General features: G+C 50.2%; 13 protein-coding genes. 1 reads left to right on the plus strand and 12 read right to left on the minus strand.

The annotated features are described in order from the left end of the window. Positions 1-59: 59 nt before the first annotated feature. From tssH to tssA, 9 genes are all read right to left on the minus strand, one after another. Positions 60-2741 carry a type VI secretion system ATPase TssH gene (gene tssH / locus PsAD46_RS15430; protein WP_063307292.1) on the minus strand — a complete coding sequence of 894 codons (2682 nt, stop codon included), beginning with the start codon at positions 2739-2741 and terminating at the stop codon, positions 60-62. An 8-nt stretch (positions 2742-2749) separates the two neighbouring features. Next, positions 2750-3910 (minus strand): type VI secretion system baseplate subunit TssG, encoded by a 1161-nt coding sequence (tssG, locus tag PsAD46_RS15435; RefSeq protein WP_063307293.1) that lies wholly within the window; start codon positions 3908-3910, stop codon positions 2750-2752. Continuing rightward, entirely contained in the window at positions 3907-5784 is a 1878-nt protein-coding gene (gene tssF / locus PsAD46_RS15440; RefSeq protein WP_063291943.1) for a type VI secretion system baseplate subunit TssF, read from the minus strand. Before tssF ends, tssG begins: the two co-directional genes overlap by 4 nt. 1 nt (position 5785) lies before the next feature. Next, positions 5786-6292 carry a type VI secretion system baseplate subunit TssE gene (gene tssE / locus PsAD46_RS15445; RefSeq protein ID WP_063291944.1) on the minus strand — a complete coding sequence of 169 codons (507 nt, stop codon included), beginning with the start codon at positions 6290-6292 and terminating at the stop codon, positions 5786-5788. Continuing rightward, positions 6285-7136, minus strand: a complete 852-nt coding sequence (locus PsAD46_RS15450; protein WP_063291945.1) for a type VI secretion system accessory protein TagJ — start codon at positions 7134-7136, stop codon at positions 6285-6287. The genes tssE and PsAD46_RS15450 overlap by 8 nt, the downstream gene beginning before the upstream one ends. Before the next feature lie 81 nt (positions 7137-7217). Further along, the gene (locus PsAD46_RS15455; RefSeq protein ID WP_057465257.1) at positions 7218-7748 is read right to left on the minus strand and encodes a type VI secretion system tube protein Hcp; all 531 of its coding nucleotides are present in this window, start codon (positions 7746-7748) and stop codon (positions 7218-7220) included. Positions 7749-7881: 133 nt separating this feature from the next. Then, positions 7882-9387 (minus strand): type VI secretion system contractile sheath large subunit, encoded by a 1506-nt coding sequence (gene tssC / locus PsAD46_RS15460; protein WP_057465256.1) that lies wholly within the window; start codon positions 9385-9387, stop codon positions 7882-7884. Continuing rightward, positions 9380-9913, minus strand: a complete 534-nt coding sequence (tssB, locus tag PsAD46_RS15465) for a type VI secretion system contractile sheath small subunit (RefSeq protein ID WP_057465255.1) — start codon at positions 9911-9913, stop codon at positions 9380-9382. The genes tssC and tssB overlap by 8 nt, the downstream gene beginning before the upstream one ends. Before the next feature lie 42 nt (positions 9914-9955). Continuing rightward, entirely contained in the window at positions 9956-11005 is a 1050-nt protein-coding gene (gene tssA, locus PsAD46_RS15470) for a type VI secretion system protein TssA (protein WP_057465254.1), read from the minus strand. 320 nt (positions 11006-11325) lie between these two features. Between tssA and PsAD46_RS15475 the strand changes: the two genes are divergently transcribed. Continuing rightward, complete coding sequence (locus PsAD46_RS15475; RefSeq protein WP_153040748.1) at positions 11326-12003, plus strand: protein kinase; 678 nt, start codon at positions 11326-11328, stop codon at positions 12001-12003. Here PsAD46_RS15475 and PsAD46_RS15480 read toward each other — a convergent pair. The 3 genes from PsAD46_RS15480 to PsAD46_RS15490 form a co-directional block, all read right to left on the minus strand. Next, the gene (locus PsAD46_RS15480) at positions 11969-12982 is read right to left on the minus strand and encodes a hypothetical protein (protein ID WP_208980910.1); all 1014 of its coding nucleotides are present in this window, start codon (positions 12980-12982) and stop codon (positions 11969-11971) included. The genes PsAD46_RS15475 and PsAD46_RS15480 overlap by 35 nt on opposite strands. A gap of 78 nt (positions 12983-13060) precedes the next feature. Continuing rightward, positions 13061-14236 carry a hypothetical protein gene (locus PsAD46_RS15485; protein WP_063288541.1) on the minus strand — a complete coding sequence of 392 codons (1176 nt, stop codon included), beginning with the start codon at positions 14234-14236 and terminating at the stop codon, positions 13061-13063. Positions 14237-14264: 28 nt separating this feature from the next. Then, complete coding sequence (locus PsAD46_RS15490; protein ID WP_057465251.1) at positions 14265-15650, minus strand: cytochrome P450; 1386 nt, start codon at positions 15648-15650, stop codon at positions 14265-14267. Positions 15651-15878 lie beyond the last annotated feature (228 nt).

Here is a 15878-nt window from a genome sequence, read left to right on the forward strand (position 1 = left end):
AGTAATAAGCCTATGTTTTGATTTTGCTTTCAGATTTATCTGAATGGTCTGTGAAAGGCCTATTTCTTCTTGTGTTTATCTTTTTTAGCCACAGGTGACTTCTTGAACTTGTAATCAAATGCATCACCATCAGTCAGAACCTTGAGTTCTGTGATCTTCTTGTCTTCACTCATATTCTTCAGGAACTCTGTACTGATATCCGGGAGAAGGGTGTTGGTCAGGATCGCATCGATCATTCGGCCGCCACTCTCAATTTCCGCGCATCTGCTCTCAATCAAGGCAACAACTGAATCATCCCAAGTAAACGTCACATTGTGGTTCTCAAGGATACGATCACCAATCCGGCCAAGCTGTAGATTGATGATTTTATGAATGACAGGTGAACTTAGCGGGTAGTAAGGCACGGTTACAAGTCGGCCCAAAAGGGCTGCCGGAAAGGCCTTCAGGAGTGGGGGTCTTAAAGCCTTGGCAATTCCCTCTGGATCCGGTGTCAGATCTTCGTCTGCGCACATATCCAAAATGAGGTCACTGCCCACATTGGCGGTTAGCAGGATCAAAGTGTTCTTGAAGTTGATCTTCCGGCCTTCGCCATCCTCCATCATGCCCTTGTCGAAGACCTGGAAGAAGAGTTCGTGCACATCAGGGTGGGCTTTCTCCACCTCATCCAGCAACACAATGCTATAAGGTCTGCGGCGCACAGCTTCCGTCAAAACGCCGCCTTCACCGTAACCCACATAACCTGGAGGAGAGCCCTTGAGCGTGGAGACTGTATGGGACTCCTGAAACTCACTCATGTTGATGGTGATTAGGTTCTGCTCACCGCCATAAAGGGTCTCTGCAAGCGCTAAAGCTGTCTCGGTTTTACCAACACCACTTGGGCCAACCAGAAGGAACACACCAATAGGACGACTTGGGTTATCAAGATTAGCGCGGGAGGTTTTTACGCGGCGAGCGATCACCTCCATGGCGTGATCCTGACCGATGATCCGTTTCCTCAGGATATCGCTCAGATGCAACACAGTCTTAATCTCATTAGAGACCATGCGCCCGGTTGGGATACCCGTCCAGTCAGAAACAATCGTTGCGACAGCTTGGCTATCTACTTCAGGAAGAATGAGGGGATGCTCACCTTGAAGTTCGGTCAGTTCCTCAAGTTTCTGATCCAGCTCTTTCTTGATTGGAGCCGTATCTGCATTCTCATCTCCATTGGTCTGGCGGAACACCTCACGCAGCTTGAGAATTTCTGTGACAAGTGATTGCTCTTTCAGCCATTCTGCTTCAAGAGCCTCGCGTTCTTTCTCAAGCTCTGCAAGCTTCTTGTGCACGTCAGTTAGCTTGTCTCCAACATCAAACCCGGACTGCGCTTCTCGTTCAAGGATATCTCGCTCCGTCTCAATCATAACGAGACGCTTACGGCAGTCGTCTACCGCGGCTGGGGTCGCATGCTGTGAAAGAGCAACCCGGGCACACGCTGTATCAATCAGGCTGATTGCCTTATCTGGTAGCTGCCGTGCCGGAATAAAACGCATCGCCAAATGTACGGCAGCCTCAAGCGCTTCATCTAGAATCTGGACCTGATGATGCTCTTCAAGCATCGCAGTCACACCGCGCATGATAGCAACGGCTTTATCTGGATCAGGTTCTTCAACCAAAATGTTCTGGAAGCGGCGAGCAAGGGCAGGATCCTTCTCAATGTGCTTCTTGTATTCAGACCATGTTGTTGCGGCGATCGTCCGAAGCTCACCACGGGCAAGGGCTGGCTTCAAGAGGTTGGCTGCATCACCGGTTCCCGCAGCACCGCCTGCACCGATGAGCGTGTGAGCTTCATCAATGAACAAGATGATCGGTTGCACAGAGGAGCGCACCGCATCCAGTATCTTGCGCAGGCGATCTTCAAATTCACCTTTTACGCCAGCACCAGCCTGCAATAACCCGACATCAAGCAATAGAACGCGCACATCCTTGATGGATGAGGGCACGTCGCCCTCTGCAATGCGGATGGCCAAACCTTCAACTACGGCCGTTTTACCAACCCCGGCTTCACCAGTCAGGATCGGATTGTTTTGACGACGGCGCATCAGCGTATCGATGATCTGGCGAATTTCTTCTTCACGGCCAATAACCGGATCCAGCTGTCCAGCTTTTGCTTTTGCCGTGATGTCTGTGCAGTAGGCGTCTAACGCCTCATCAGCAGACTTGAGACCCGGAGCAGTGGCTTTCTGTTCACCAGCATCGAGTTGCGTTCCATCCTTGGCTTTTCCCTCTTCAGGAGAGCCTTCTGTGATCTTTTTGTATCGTGTCGAAACATCATCAGCTGAAATGTTCTCAAACAGACGCGAAATGCCAAAGAGCGTATTGCGAAGGCCCGGTGTCTTTAGGATGCCAATCAGAAGGTAACCGCTGCGGATGGCATTATCACCAAACATCAAAGTGGCATAAACCCAACCGCGTTCAACGGCCTCTTCCACGTGCTGAGACAGATCGCTGACAGAACTGGCTCCTCGGGGCAACTTGTCCAAGGCTTTGGTGAGATCACTCGCGAGCCGGGCCTCATCGATCTCTGCATCCCGCAAGATGCGGTGCAGATCTGAATCTTGACCACTCAACAACTGCTGGAACCAGTGCTCCAACTCCACATAGGGATTGCCACGCATCTTACAAAAGGTCGTAGCGCTGTCGATTGCCTGATAGCAGGTCGGATTCAATTTACCGAAGAGGGACGCTCGTTTGATATCACTCATGGGAACTCCTAGGCAGCCTTCGCACGATTGTTGTTGTGAACAGATGCTTTTGATTTTTCAGTGACTTGTCGTGGGCGTAAATTGAGATCTCGAACCGGATCGCCTTGTTTTTTGGGTGACAACCAGGTGGTCCAACCAAGCTTCCCATATTGTCCAAGCCGGGTAGTCGGCACCTGATTGCGCTTAAGGACAAGAGCTACGTCCCACTCCAGCTCATCGCCGCAATAGGCTCTGACGGCTGAAAGCAAACGCGGCATGGAAACACCATCAGGAAGCAGACCTTCATAGTCACGTAAGCTCAGAGGACCGAACGCCACACGGAACTTTGTGTCGCTGGACCAAACACGCCCTCCCAGTGCAGCTCCAACACCGAGAAGACCGGCATTGCGAAAGCCGTTGAGGGCAGTCACTTGATTTTTGGGAAGATACAGCCATTCTCCGATGAACTCTTCCAGAGCGACGGGAAGGTTGAAGTAACAGCTTAAAATAGCCAGTAATCCATCAGCCCCGCGCGTTTGCAAGGCGAGACGGCCTGCGAAGTGGTACTTCACCACATCCGGCAAATCATCACGATGCCGAAATTCAGTCGGTCCAAACCCCGCGAGTGCTCCGGTATAGATCGAATACCGGTCTTGTTCGGGGCGATCAAAGCTGAACGCGGGCTCCCCCGTAATCGCCGCGCGGTAAAATAAGCTCAGGATACGGTGGTGAAAGACATCCGCGAATGCACGCATAGTTGTATCGCGGTGTTGATGTTCCCGCTTAAAGGCATACTCAGTCAGATGAAGCGGCATTGGACCGTTGGGTCCAAATAGCCCTAAAAACCTGCTGGTTAACCGGCTGGGTTTTGCTCCAACACCTTGCTTGAATGCTGTGATCGTTGAGGCTTCAAACTGCAAATGCGGTTCATGAGAAAATCGAACAGGATCATCCTGACAGCGCCGTGACGTTCCGATCCGAGGCATTTCCGGGTTAGAACACTCAATAAGCCGCACCAAAGGCAAAAACTCGTAACTGAGGTAATCTTTCTCAGCCGAGCGCAAACGCTGCTTCCACAGAGCTTCAGGCGTTACGTCTGCCTTAACCGGTACGGGCAGAGTGCCTTGCCCATCGCGAGGTTTGGGTGGACCAGAAGAGCTGGGAGGGGGCGGTGTTTGCGAGCCGGTCATAGTCTGTGACGCCTCCCGATCTGGCAGGGCCAGCGCATAACTTCACCGCGTACGTTGGATCTGATCACCGTCTCGGTGAAGCTGTTGATCGAAACGTAACGGGCAAAGAACTCATTGAGCACAGCACCAAGCAAGAACACACCCGTGCCTTCAAAGGCGGCTTCATCAAGCGTAATATTGAGCTCAAGTCCGCGCGCCACGGATGAAAGGCCTTGTCCAGGGAGGCGGCGAACAGCTCGTGTGGAGTTGATTGAGCGTACGCCGTCGATCTGTTGTGTTGTGGAACTGTCACCCAGTGGTGCATACAAATGTAGGATGGAACGCAGTGCTTGCGCACCATCAGTATCGTTGTTGTCTGCAATGCTGAGGTAATTCAGTGAGAGATGATTGATGAAACGCCATGCGGTCTCACCAAAGATGTTCGAAGGACGTGGCCGACTAGGACCATCAATGCATTTGACCGCTTCAACAGGCCCACCTTCTGGAAGGGAGAAATCCGACTTTCCCGCACCAATCGGCATCATCAATGGCAGATCCCGGTTTGTACAAAGCGCGCGGATGCCCAGCTGGTTGAGTGCCAGATTATAGGGGGCATCTTTCGCATCTACGAGACTGACAAAAATTTCGGTGCCAAGATAATTACTCCGCCCACCTGTCATCTGACGTTTGGCCGTCGCAAGCCGCTGTTTGCGGTTCACTGTGTAGTAGGCGCCTTCACTTTGTAAGTCTTGCGTACTTGATAGGCTGTAGAACGGCTTAAAGATCTGTGGGGCATCGCCTTGCGAGCTGAACCCTTCAACCTCTTGTAACTGATAAATCTCGTAGTCCAGCGGTTTCGATCTGTCTGGCACCACATGATGATCACTGCGCTTGTCGTTGATATGCAAACGATCAAGGCGCGTTGAGAACAGATTGATTGCAGGCGTGCAGAACAATGAGATGTTGGCGCGATCAACAGCACGTTCCAGATCTTTGTCAATCCGATCAAAGAGCAGGAAGATATCCATTTCATCCGTCTCGCATTGACGAACGGCAGGTTGCAGATTGGTCAGTTCAACAAACAGGAAACGATGCGGAAATGCGAAGTACTCCTGCAACAGACGGTACCCGCTGAAGGATTGTGGACCATAAGGAAGAAGCGCATCTTCGTCTCCATATCCACGCGTGTTCACGATCTCGGAGGAAAGGCTGATTTCCCAGGGAGTAGGCAAACTTGTTGGACGGATCGAAACGCCAGTGCAATTGCCAATGATTTGCTCATAAAGCTTCACCGGTTGCGAGCCTCCACCGCGCAGATACAGCGGCAATTCATCCAGTGCGAGCTCATTAAACGGGATGTTGCCAACCGTTTTTAGTCGAATACGAAGTCCAGCTTTTGCTCCATTTTTCACTTCAACTTTCTGAGCGGCCAGTTCACTTGGGCTCGCCAGATAATCGATGGCCTCTATCGTAATTGGCCAAAGGGTTGTTTCATGGGCAGTGTTATAGATGCAAGGCGTCGCTCCGCGGGCACTCTTGCGGCTGCGTAACTGCGTTCCGCGAGGGATCACATACCCATCCTTCAGGGAGCCTTGCGTCATATCCGGCTCTAAACTTGCGATAAGCATGGATGGAACTGGCGCCAGAAAGTGAGGATACACCATTTCCAGAAGGTGCTGCGTAAACTGAGGGAATTGAGCGTCCAGCTTGTATTGAACACGCGCAGTCAGGAATGCAAAGCCTTCCAGAAGACGTTCAACGTACGGGTCTGCACAGTCAAAACCGCTCAACCCAAGGCGTCCGGCGACTTTGGGGTAAGCCTCTGCAAATTCAGAGGCACTTTCGCGAATATGCTGTAATTCTCTGTTGTAATACGGAAGCAGCCAAGGCTTCATGTCAAGAACCTCGCTGGCGCGGTTTAGCTATTTGCACCGCATGCACATCAAGGTCGAACTCAGTGCGCAGGTACAAGGCTTGTGGCAAAGGTTGAGACCACAGCTGCCCCTCAATCTGGAAGTCCAGACGATTGGAGCGGCGTGGCTTATTAGGTTCAACGATAGACACCAAAAGACTATCTGCGATAAGGCGAGGCTCGAAATGTACGATTGCCTCATGCAAGATGTCTTCAATCTCTTCAGCACTTTTGCTTGTCATCGCGCCTAGGTCTGGAATTCCAAAATTTAAGACGGAGGACTGGACTTCGGGATAGGGTGTTAAATCAATGTCTGATGCCAGGCGGGTTGTGTTAAAAAGCCACTCCAAATCACGTTGAATGGAATACCGAAGATTAACCGAACTGGTGACACGGGCTTCACGAGGCTCCACCTGCTGAAACGGGTTGTCATCTGTAAGACGATCCAACAAAGACGGGACTAACCGATCAGCAAGAGGGCGTTCAGCCATGGCCTCCCTCCGTCGAAGATGCGGCATCATCTGCGCTCGTTACGGGGCCAATGTCCTTATGAATATCCAGTTCAGTGTCGAAGTTGATCGCTCGCACCTCAAGCAGAGGGATCTCTGCGCTTTCATGCGCAAACATACGTTGCCCGATCGGTCTGTCTTCGTTCCAGGTGGTTAAACGGGAAAGCTTGAGGTTTGGGTCGTCTGAATGAACAGTCTCAACGTAACGTGTTGGAATGAAACCATTTGCAGGGCCACCATTGACCCAAAGAAGGTTCACAGGTGTCCAGCACATGTCCCGCAGATCACGAGGCTCTGGAATTCTGATGGATTTGATTGCGGAGTACGGAACCCAGTAATAGGCGTTGCTCATCATAAGCTCAAGAACGGGGCCAAGCCGCGGGTCGGCATCTGCCAGCCACTCGAACTTTTCACCATTGATGGTTCCGGAAATAGCGTCTGCTTCTTCAAAGGCTTTATCCCGAAGCTCAATTGCCGCTTGTTCGTTCTTCTCACTATCGAACTTGAGGGCTTGAACCAGGAAAGAAAGCCATTCTTTGGGTTCACCAAAGAGCAGGGGCGTCTTGTCGCCTGAAAAGACTTCTTCGCGCAATTGCTCCATATCCAGCAAGCGGGAGTAAGTCTCCACCATAGGCACGGCACTTTCATCAAACTGCCGGATGATTGGAAGTTGTTTTTTGGCTTTGAGCCAGTCTCCATTGACGCAATAGAGCTGGAAAAGGAGGATGCGTTCTTTTACGTCCTCAGGCTTTTTTCGCACTTGCTCCTGAGTGATCTTGAGCGCTTCTTGTAAATTACCTGTGGCTAGATGTTCCTTCGCAGGCATACGGGATCACTCCAGACTATTGCGATGAGGAAGGTTTGCCGGGGAAACCCCGGCAAACAGATAAGGTAGGAAAATACTCGATTATTTGACGACGAGGTCGCGAGTATTCTTGATGCGGCTCCACTTTTCGGTAAGTGTCTTGCCCATCGCACCAGTGGTATCCATCATGGTGTAATCAATCTGAACAGCACCGTATTCCATCTGGATGGATTCTTTACACTCTTCGTCGTTACCTTCCCAACTGATTTCCTTGATGGCAACCAGCTTCATTGTGAAGGTAAGGAAGATCACACCAGCCTTACCGGATGCACCACCTGAACGGCGAAGCAAAAGTGTCACGGTCTCGTAAATACCACCGTTACAACAAGCAAGGAAAAGGCCTGGCGAACCGCGGTCACTTTTCTTTTCAATCTGGAATTCTTTAAACTTCACGCGACCAGCGCCAGAACCGCCACGCATGGAACCGATGTCCATAGTGTTTTCAGCACCCATGCTGAAAGTGGCGATTTCGAAGGCCTTTTTTTTGGCCATTTCGTCATCTTGTGTTTCGCCTTCAATGGCGATAGCACCGGCACCGGGCCCCTCGAAGATTACATATGCATCAATTGACATGACGCTTGCTCCACTTTTTGTTGCTTACGTTGTTGTGGCACTAAACGGCTTGCCGCATGAGGCGTAGTGCCGATTAACAGCGTTTTGGATGGGTTGATAAAAAACGCTGCCGTCTTCCGCGTCAGCCTGAGGTTTATCCTCCCTTGGCTGACGGAAGCTTTGAAACCAGTCGCAAGGAAACCGTCAGACCTTCTAACTGGTAATGAGGACGCAGGAAGAACTTCGCGCTGTAGTAGCCTGGGTTTGAATCGTCGGCTTCGACGACCACTTCGGCTGACGCCAAAGGCTTTTCCGCCTTTGTCTGCTCACTGGAACCTGCAGGATCGCCATCTACGTAACGCATGATCCAATCTTGCAGCCAGTTCTGAAGATCCTGACGTTCTTTGAACGAGCCAATCTTGTCTCGAACAATACATTTTAGATAGTGAGCGAACCGACAACTTGCAAATAAGTAAGGTAACCTAGCTGCAAGGTTCGCATTTGCTGTCGCATCAGGGTCCGTATACTCTGCTGGTTTCTGCAAAGACTGTGCACCAATGAACGCGGCTAAGTCTGAATTCTTACGGTGTAACAATGGCATCATGCCATTCTTTGCAAGTTCAGCTTCACGGCGGTCAGTGATAGCAATCTCGGTTGGACACTTCATGTCCACGCCGCCATCATCCGTTGGGAACGTATGTGAAGGCAGACCTTCAACAGCACCACCAGATTCAACACCTCTGATGCGGGAGCACCAGCCGTACATCTTGAATGAGCGGGTGATATTGGTTGCCATTGCAAAAGCAGAGTTGGACCAGACGTACTTTGAGGAGGAGGCACCTGATGTGTCCTCTTCAAAATCAAACTCATCCACTGGCTCAGTAAGCGGACCATAAGGCAGCCGGGCCAGAAAACGCGGCATTGCAAGACCGATATAACGGGAATCTTCAGATTCTCGTAGTGATCGCCATGCGGCATATTCTGGTGTCTGGAAGATTTTGGTGAGATCGCGGGGGTTTGAGAGTTCTTGCCAGGATTCCATTTGGAAGAGGCTAGGGCTTGCACCTGCAATGAACGGAGCATGAGCCGCCGCGGCGATCTCTGCCATTTCGTTCAAAAGTGCCACGTCTGGTGGCGTATGGTCGAAGTAGTAATCACCAATCAGCACACCATAAGGCTCACCACCGAACTGGCCGTATTCTTCTTCGTAGATTTTCTTGAAGACCGGGCTCTGATCCCAAGCCGTACCCTTGTATTTTTTCAGGGTCTTACTCAGTTCTTTTTTGGAGATATTCATCACCCGGATCTTCAGCATTTCGTCAGTCTCAGTATTATTGACGAGATAATGAAGTCCGCGCCAGGTACCTTCCAGGCTCTGGAAATCTTCGTGGTGAAGGATCGTTTGAATTTGCTCGGAAAGCTTGCGGTCAAGTTCGGCAACAATTGACTCGATTGACTTCAGCGTATCGTCTGAAATCAGCGTCGTGTTTGCCAAAGCCTGCTCAGCCAGTGTTGCCACTGCACCTTCTACGGCTTCTTTTGCGCTGTCTGACTTGGGTTTAAATTCTTGAGTGAGGAGAGATTCAAAGTTATTGGGATCAATAGCTTCAACCTGTGCCTCTTCGGCTTCGACTTCCGGTTGTTTTTCAGCTTCAGCCATTATTTTCGTCCTTCTCTTCAGCAGCAGCATCACCTTCCTTCGGTGTGGCAGCTAGTGTTTGCAAAAGGGCAGGATCATTCAAAACCTTACCGATCAACTCCTCGGCACCGGACTTACCGTCCATATAGGTCATCAGGTTTGCAAGTTGAGTACGGGCTTCCAGCAAGGTACGCAAAGCGTCTACTTTGCGGGCAACGGCTGCTGGAGAAAAGTCGTCCATACTCTCGAAGGTCAAATCAACACTGAGATTGCCTTCGCCTGTGAGGGTGTTGGGAACCCGGAATGCCACACGTGGCTTCATCGACTTCATGCGTTCATCGAAGTTGTCGACGTCGATCTCAAGGGCTTTACGATCCCCTACAGGAGGAAGTGGATCTTCGGGCTTGCCAGAAAGATCAGCCATCACGCCAGCCACGAAAGGCAGCTGGATGGTCTTCTCTGCACCGTACAATTCAACATCGTACTCAATTTGCACTCGAGGGGCTCTGTTCCTCGCTATAAATTTCTGACTACTTTGTTTTGCCATGTGATCGGGTTCCCGGTACTTTTGTTCTTATTCAGACCTGGGTTATTCGATTGAACCAGAATGCTCGTCATCGTCGTCGGGGCGTACCCCTCTGATATTCAAAACTTGTGCTTCCCCATCTGGAGCGAGGTCCTTGATGATGGAATAAAAGTCGAGATCAACAAGACGTCGGGCCCGACCCAGTAGAAGTGGAACCGGACTTGAAGGTTCGCTACGCTTGTAATACGCACAAACTTCATCAAGAGCCCTTAACACGTCAGTTCGGTTTATAACTGTTCCAGTAAAACTTGCGCTTTTCTTGCCTGTTCGGGCTTTGACTGGTCCATCTTCCTCAGAGTCAGGTTCTCCATCTTCCTCCTCCTCTTCCTCTTCGATTTCCAGTGCTGGAGCCAATAAAAACTGCGCTTGACGCAACTCTCGCAGCAGGTCGTCAAGGATCAGGCCACCGTGCTGCGCGAAAAAATCCCGGATATGCTCGGATGTTTTGATCGCGGTTTCGATTGCATTAACAACCTCTGCAATGTTTTCGCGATCAGTCTCTCTGAGAGCAGCGTCATAAGAGGCAATGTCCGGCCTATCACGACCATCAGGCAGTTCAGTCTCCCCGCGGGCAATAGCGATCTCGTTGAGAGACCATGCTCCGAAGATACGAGACTGAACTAAAGCGGCATTTCTGATCAAAGCAAGCGTTGTGCGTCTGTCGTTGAGAGCGGAAAGGACATTCGCACGCATGATCGGGTCATGCCCCTCTGCAGGATCAAGTTCTGGATGTAGCGTATCCCAGAAAGAATCCAGCATTTGTGCAATGAAATCCATGCCTTTGGCGAAGCCTGGATATCCTTCAATTGCAATTAGAGATTGTGCGTGAATGATGGCAACGCGAAGATCGTAGGTCCGTGTAAGCAGTTGGGTGGAGAGGCGTAGCGCCTCCTTCCAGTCAGGCTCTTCCCCTTTGATAATGGCTTCCCCGATCTGGTGATCTTGGGTGCCACTGGCAGCAGTCTCCATCGTCAGGAAGTCAGGATCGTATTCAAGATCCGGCCCGCAAGGTGCATTCTCCTCAATAGGTTGAAGGGAAGCCGTTGGATCCATTCGAAATCTATCCCGCTCTGCTACTGCTTATTGGGACTGGAAGTCCGATCACTACCAAGTATTTGCGCATAGGATTGGTAGAGGTTGCCAAATGAGTGGGGCGACCACTCGAGATGGGCCTATAATATTCCGCAAGATCATTTCATTGTGTGTACAGTATAAGAGGAACTGGTAATATCGTTATTAACTCGTTGACTTGATAGGGAAAAGTATCTCTGCAACCAGAACACTCTGACAGATATGAGGATATTGTGTTGGAACCTGCAAAGAACACATCAACAAGCACTGTCAGGTTTTACAAGTGCCCGTCGACAAAACGCATGTTGGCAGAGAAGACGCTCATCTCACCATCTGCTCCGCAGCAACTTTTTTTTAGAGAAGCAAAAGCCCTGCAGCGCCTGTCAGGCACCATTGCGCCAAAGTTTGTGGAGCTGAAATCCGAAGACGGAAACATCAAGCTGGTGATGGAGTTGGTGGAAGGCCAAACTCTTGCCGAAAAGATGAGTAAGGCGTTGCTGTCCTCAAAAGAATGTGTCCAACTCTGTAAACAATTGGTTCTGACGATCAATCATCTCCATAACGCAGGGATTGCTCACCTGGATCTCGCTCCCAACAACATCATGCTAAGCAACCAGGGAGAGCATGGCTTAGTCATTCTGGATTTTGCCTATTGTGCCTTTACTGACGAGCTGCCGTTTATAAGACCCCGTAGCAGTTTTACTGGTCATTTGAACTATGCCGCTCCAGAACAACTCGGGTTAGGCACGGATCAAATCACCGAGAAAGCAGACCTGTATGCACTCGGCTTGATTATACGCGAGATGTTTGGAAATCGGGATCATATCAAGGACACATATGAAGCTGCCATTGCGTTTCGGCAGAGCAATCCCGACCTCAGAAAACTACCGCCAGACTGGCGGCAAATGGTTACTCAACTGCTGAAATTTGTGCCTGAAGAACGCGTTAGAATATTAACGCACAGCGACTACAGCACCTAGTCGTGGGCTTGATGTTAAGAGCTGCGGAGAGCGCATAGGCAAGCCCAATGGCAGCCTCCGTTCGGGCAAATAAACCCGCATTGAGGCGTGCGGATGCTCGAAGTGATGCGCGTGCAGATGCCCTCATGGAAATACGGTTTGCATTGCGAAGCCAGTCAGCCTGACCAATGTTCAGGTCAAGATCACTCAGATCCACTTTCGCTGTCGGCAGTTTCAGGTTCAGCTGTGGTAGTAATCTGGAAAAGAGGCTTAGCTTTGCAGTAATGCGGGCCCAGGCTTTGACGTTTCCTGAAAACAGGCTTTCGCCAAATGCCAGCTGCAAAAGACCAATGATGTTCAGAGCTGCCAAAATTTTGAATGCTGCTTTCAAATCGAACTTGAAGCCAAGGTTCCAGTTGCCAAAGTCAGCCAACATCTTAGCAAGAGCCTTCAGATCAGCCTGAGCGTTCATATTCAAATTCTGCTTCAGACCCAGATCAACGAGCCCAAGCAAAGGCAGATTGATTTTGGCCTTCGGGAGAATGAGATTTAGCTTGCCAAGATTGAGATTAAACGGGTTCAGTCCGAGCCCCTTAATCTGAAGGATGAGTTGCGCGGCAAGCCCCAGCTTTGCAAGGATATGGCCGGGAAGGGAACCAAGCTTCAGCGCAAGAGGGAGTGCGAACTTCGCTGAGGTTTGCGCAAGCTTTTTCAGTTTTAGCTTGGCAGCGGGAAGTGTCGCAGACTCCGTCACCCGAAGAGCCAGGTCGGCAGCTGCAGTTAGGCGATGATTGATGCTGGCGTTCAACGCCAAAAGTTGCGCAAGGCTCAGGAAGTTGAACGGACGAAACCGCATGAACAGATGGGGGGATGTGACACGAAGAGAAGGTCCTTTGATACGCGGCAAGGCCGTCGCTTCTCCTGCCTTCAACACAAGAGGAACAAGCAGGTTGAGGTTGATGTCGGGAATGATATCTGGACAAAAACAGAAGCAAGGCAATGCGGGGTGCTCCTTCGGCTTGTTCCCGAAAACAAAGGTCGCCCCATGCTACAAAGACCGCAGCATGGGGCGTTTAGATCAGATAGAAATCTTCTGTTCGATATCTTTCAGCGCAGCTTCAATCGGCTTCTTGATTGAAACAGTTACACCGAGTGGATTTTTCTCGAGCAAGTCGATCAGTTTATCTGAGGCCATATGCTTGTTGAGCGTTGTGATACTTGCAGAGAGTTTTTTCGCAACAGCAACTTTCTGCTTTGGATCAGCTGCGCCCCAGTCTTTCAGACCAGCGAGCACCGCATCCAGATTCCCTTGCAGGACACTGGCTGCACCAGTCAATGCTTGAGAGGGTCCCTTAGCCTGAATGAGCTGCATCCGTGGGTCTGAATGTGCTTTTAGCTTGGCAAGGAGGCTACCAATTTCTGTTTCAACATTTGCACGTTGAACCTGAAACTCTTTGATCGCGGCAAAGACCTCTTTCTGGTCGACCTTCTCTGGTGTTGGAGCTTGCGCCAACAGAGCAAGCATCGCTTTCACACCTGATTGCGTACCGGGATCGTCCAGCGCATTGACGGAGGCTTCAACCGCTGCAAGTTGCTGCCTCAGCTTGCCATCATATTCTTCATCTTTGCCGAGAGCTTTCTCAACTTTATGGGTGAGTGCAGCCAGGATCGACGTCAGCTTGTCACGTAGTATTTCTTCTTGTGCTGCGTCTTCCGCGGCAGCTGCTGCGGCATCTTCAGCAGATGTGTCCTCGTCGTCTTCAGTGTCTTCCAGACTTTCGCCGCTGGCAGCCAGTTCTTCATCAGTAAAGGCTTCGTCACTGCCGGAGTCTGAAACTTCATCAGTTTCATGAGAGAACGTATCCAGCATATGATCTGGAGTCTCTGCACCTTCTTCCTCTGCGTGATCAGAGTGAACGGTGTTGCCCTCTTCATCTTTTACATGGATCTTGAAGTTCAGCTTTTGGCTGATTAGGAACTTACGCATCATCTTGATAAGCCCTTGAGTAGGTGGCTTACCAACGCATTCGATGGTCATTTCCTTACTTTTGATGGTCACAACCCCACACATGCTCTTGGGGTTCTGGGTCTCTTTCTTCACCGCGACCAAAAGCATCTTTGGCTTTTTCCGCGGGTGAATCATCAAAGCGTCGTCTTCCTTTGGATTCTTGTTTGGCGAATACGCAAAGTTGACTTCTTGCTTACGTGCCTTCTGAATGCCTGCTTTTAGCTGTTGTAGTTCTTTGGGGTCCATTGGGTAACCTCGACGTTTGATCTTCCGACTACTTACTAAACTTCCTTTTATGTACTTTACATAAAACAGGTCTCGACGGTTTTAAATAAAGAGTACTGTCTGGGCGCACGTCATCAGTGTTGAGCGTTTCAAAATCAAACATGGTACACAATCGCGCGATCACTTTAATTCCAAGGAAGGTGACGTAGCTGGCGCCCGTACACATTCTCGGGCCCAAACCAAAGGGGAAATAGCTCCCAAGTGTTGCTTTCGCTTCTCCGCGCGAAAATCGATCAGGATCGAACATATCTGGATTTTCCCAGAATGAACGGTGGCGATGAACAACCCATGGACTGATGATTACCATGGATTCTTTAGGGATTAGAGTGTCCCCAAGTGTCGTGTCTTCTCGGGCAACGCGGGAAAGATAAAGCACGGGTGGATAAAGACGCAGGACCTCTTTAAAGACGTCACGTGTAAAACGCAGACGGGGCAGGTGCTCATAAGAGATACGGCCACAAGCTGTCACCAGCTGCACTTCTGTTCGAATGCGCTCAACTATCTCTGGGCATTGCGCAAGAATATAGACAGACCAACACAACGCTGCAGATGTTGTTTCGTGGCTGGAGAGGAAAATGCTAGCGACCTGGTCAACAAGTTGTGATTTCGTAAAACGCTTGCCGGTCGATGGAACACGGGCATCCTGAAACACTTGAAAGAAGTTTTGAGAGTTCGGAGGCTTGTTATGCATGTGCTCGTCAATGATCTGCGAAATGACAGCACGCACGTCTTCTGCGGTCTTCAAGGCAGCTTCTGTAAACACCGGCTGTGATCGACCGGTAAAGCGCTTCAGATCTAACGCTGTCCCGGCAACTTCCTCCTCATATTTCATTATGGAGTCGAAACATTGATGCTCCAGCTGGATCTCAATGGGCTTTGAGAACACACAGCGGAAATTAACATCGGCAACCAGAAAGTTGATCTCTTCAGCCAGTTTGACGGTTTGACCAGTCTCAGCGTGTTGCTGAAAACGCTCAACAAAGGAGCTTAGTGCTTCTTGCAGATAGCCAAACGAGATGCGGACGCTTGTGTTGGAAAAGATAGGCGCAACCATTTCATGCTGGTCTTGCCAGTCAACACCTTCTGCAGAAACCAGACCATTATGCAGGATCGGCTTCAATAGCTCTGCAATTCCGCCACCTTTTGGGAAAATCGCTTGTTGCTCTTCCAGGACTCTGGACAGCAACTTGGGCTCATTTACGAGGAATTTACGCGGGTCATCATCGTCAAACTGAAAAATCGCGCACTCGTACAGCTCCTTTGGGATGACACCAAGAGGGTCAGAGCTCAAATAATTACTGAAGTTTCTCCAGCCTTCTGCGGCTTCTCCCGGATAGGGTGCTGGCGGACGATATAATGAAATCTTGTTTTCCATTATCTACATTCATGTTGCGGCGGAAATTGGAATACTTCCGCACATTTCCCAACATCATCAGCGCAAGCCGATAGGAGAAGTAGGTGAGAACCCATGCGCAATAGTGCTTTGCGGGAATATAGAACAGCCCTCTTAGAGATTTGCTTTCGGGACGCCGCAAATTTTGTTTGATTGCTAATCAAGAGAAAACACTCTGAGTAACCAATGGTTTTGGTCTCATCAGACACA

It is taken from the genome of Pseudovibrio sp. Ad46 (assembly GCF_001623065.1).
Taxonomy (GTDB): Bacteria; Pseudomonadota; Alphaproteobacteria; order Rhizobiales; family Stappiaceae; genus Pseudovibrio.